Source organism: Acidovorax sp. HMWF018, from assembly GCF_003061035.1.
GTDB lineage: Bacteria > Pseudomonadota > Gammaproteobacteria > Burkholderiales > Burkholderiaceae_C > Acidovorax > Acidovorax delafieldii.
This window is the reverse complement of sequence record NZ_QAIM01000639.1, coordinates 1-2,790: the sequence shown is the minus strand read 5'-3', so window position 1 is coordinate 2,790 and position 2,790 is coordinate 1. Positions and strand designations below refer to the sequence as shown.

Sequence of the window (2,790 nt, the reverse complement as noted above, 5' to 3'; positions counted from 1 at the left end):
TGGCTGACATGAATACTGTACAAATGCACAGTATTCTGCGGCGATTGTTTGGGTACGCAAAGCACAAGGCCCGAACCGTCGCCAGTTCGGGCCTTGGCAGGGTAGCTTGGCTGCGGACTTACTTACCTATGTAAAACGACTCCTTTATCGAAATAGTGCACTCATCGCTCTCCACGGCGATCCCTTCATCGCGAATTGCACCGCCCAAGACGATCTGCACTGAAATCAATACTTTCTGATGCCTCTTGATTAGAGATGCCAGCCATAATCATCTCATCGCCAACGCATACGGCGTTCGGCAGCCAACACACTCTCACTCACTACTGGAAGCTCAGACATGAAAACCATAGGCATTGAAAACTCGAAGTCCAGCGTACAGGCCCACTTAACGCTTGGAACCAAAACTATGGGGCTAGGTATCTATGGCGCGTACTTGGCTCTCGCTATTATTTACTTCTGGTTCGGCGGCATGAAATTTACCCACTACGAGGCCGAGGGCCTGGTTCCACTGGTGAGCAACAGCCCGCTTTTGGGATGGGTGTATAGCATTTTTTCGGTCGACATGTTCTCCAGCCTGCTCGGCATACTAGAGATTTCGATCGGCACTCTGATCGCAGGCCGCATGCTGTCACCCAAACTATCCGTGGTAGGAGGCGCTCTGTCTGCAGGCCTGTTCTTCACAACCCTTAGCTTTATGTTTTCCACTCCGGGCGTCATTGAGCCTAGTTTAGGGTTTCCGGCGATTTCCGTTGCGCCAGGTCAGTTTCTGCTTAAAGACTTAGGGTTGCTTGCTGTTTCGATATTTGTGGCAGGCCATTCGCTGGTTGAACTGGAAAAACGTAAAATTAATGCATAATTTTTTCAATGGCTTAAGGCAGTAATGCCTTAGGCCTTTTTGCCGTCATTTTCCCCCGCCAGATCTTTCAACCAGTCACGAGGGCTCAACCCCGTCTTGCGTCTAAATGCGCGAGACAGCGCCGAAGGACTTTCGTAGCCGACTTGAGCTGCAATCAGCGTAATCGAGCGCCCTTCTCGCATCAGCTTCTGAGCCAGGCTAACTCGCCAACTCAACAAATAATCAGCAGGCGTCTGTCCGATGACACTCTTGAAATGCACGGCATACGCAGCGCGTGACATATTTGACTCACTGGCCAGCTCTGCTATTGACCAGGCATGTTCCGGGGAGTTGTGCATCTGTAAAAGCGATCGGGCAAGCCGCATGTCGGCCAGTCCAGCCATCATTCCGGTGCGCAACTGGTGATGATCGAGCAGGTAACGGAGCAACAGAATGATTAGGAGCTCAAATAAGCGCTCAAGCGCGGCTTCCCTTCCACAATGCACATTTGCCGCCTCGGCGAACATCCACTCCAACGTGTCTGCCAGCATGGGCAGATCATCGAGTGCGAGCACCAAACAGTCCGGTAATGAAGCCGACAAAGGATTATCAATTCCGCCCTCAAACTCCATGGAAGCACACAACAACTTTGCGCCATCGGACTCACCCGCAAACAATTGATGCTTGGCGGGGCGTGGCATAAAAATCAAGCTAGGGCGAGTGAGCTGCAAATCCTTGCGATCGGGACCAAGCAACGTCACGCTGCCGGCCTGAAGCAGATGGATATAACCTCGCCGCTCGGCGCCATCGTAAGATGCAGAGCCGCATAGGTCGCCGTCATAGAACAGATTGGCCCGCACGCCGAACCGCGAGAGCAAATTAGACAAACGATCCATTGGCCGATCCTTGACGAGTCAGAACGCACAGACCATACCATCTGCGTTGTCGTTCAGTGCCACGGATAGGCGTTTTAACCGCATGAGGCCAAGTATCGCACCGCGGAAGCGCCATCAAGCCGGCTGAGACACTCGATTTTCCCGCCCAGGTGTCAGGTTCACCACCAGGGTTTGGCGTTCAGGAGAGTGATTTGCGGCGCTCGGCGTGTACCGGGCGCAGAGCCAGTTCGCGGCAAGTCAAAATCGCCGCTTTGTTCATTCACCAACTGATGCGCTGATCGACCTCAAAGTCCGGTGCCGGTTGCGCCGCTAGGTCCCAGTCTGCTGGCTCGGTTTGCGCCCCGTCATCCATCTGCGCATCACTACAGTCATCCCACAGCGGTGGCCCGCGCGCCGGGGAGATGCGGGGTGGCTCTGAATCTGCCCCGATGTGGTCCAGGATGTGCCGGATGTCAGCGCTGTGCGTAATGAACGCGATGATGCGCATCTGCCCGCCACACAGCGGACACAAGAGGGGGAACACCTCGTAGATGCGGGCGATCAGCACCGCCCACAGGTAGTGCGCTGCACGCTTGGGCAGCACCGGCTCGCTCTGGGATGGCAGCGCGCTGCTCATCGGTACCACACCAGGCGCGCACTCCCCCGTGCTGATCGACGCGCCCAGCACGGGAGCGGCTTGCGCCGGTGTCGCCAGCGCCGTCACCGCAGCCCTGAGCGGCGAGTTGGGTGCCAACACGCCAAAATAGCGGTGCCGGTGGGTGCGTGGCGGGGGAACCAGCGCGGCAATGCGGTCGATCAGCTCCAGCGGTGTGAGGTGCAGCTCATCAACCTTGGCACCGCGCTTGTCGCTGGTGGGTTCGCTGCGCTGCTTGCCGCAGCGGTACACCAGTTATCCGCACCGCCCGCCCTGCCCGTCTCCCTTGGTGACAAAACCCGCGCCCTGGTCGGCCCGGGCTGTCACCAGGGGTCTCCTCGTTTTCAGTGCAATAAGTGACGGTACGAAAAGCTAGCACTGGCGCGGAGGTGGTGTTGGTAGATCGTTGATTTCATTGACTTTCC

Annotated in this window: 2 protein-coding genes and 1 pseudogene; 1 reads left to right on the top strand and 2 read right to left on the bottom strand. The window is 56.5% G+C overall.

Annotated features, from left to right (window positions below):
* The first annotated feature begins 337 nt into the window (after window positions 1-337).
* Window positions 338-856 (top strand): YkgB family protein, encoded by a 519-nt coding sequence (locus DBR23_RS26935; protein WP_003464991.1) that lies wholly within the window; start codon window positions 338-340, stop codon window positions 854-856.
* Window positions 857-885: 29 nt separating this feature from the next.
* On the opposite strand, the gene DBR23_RS26930 is transcribed toward DBR23_RS26935, so the two are convergent.
* Both DBR23_RS26930 and DBR23_RS26925 read right to left on the bottom strand, forming a co-directional pair.
* Complete coding sequence (locus DBR23_RS26930; RefSeq protein WP_003464995.1) at window positions 886-1,731, bottom strand: AraC family transcriptional regulator; 846 nt, start codon at window positions 1,729-1,731, stop codon at window positions 886-888.
* A gap of 259 nt (window positions 1,732-1,990) precedes the next feature.
* Window positions 1,991-2,620: pseudogene (locus DBR23_RS26925) on the bottom strand (transposase); the annotation flags it as partial.
* Window positions 2,621-2,790 lie beyond the last annotated feature (170 nt).

What these genes read in the sequence shown, in the direction of transcription:
- DBR23_RS26930 (WP_003464995.1), bottom strand. Translation starts at nt 1,731, where the DNA reads ATGGATCGTTTGTCTAATTTGCTCTCGCGGTTCGGCGTGCGGGCCAAT.
- DBR23_RS26935 (WP_003464991.1), top strand. Translation starts at nt 338, where the DNA reads ATGAAAACCATAGGCATTGAAAACTCGAAGTCCAGCGTACAGGCCCAC.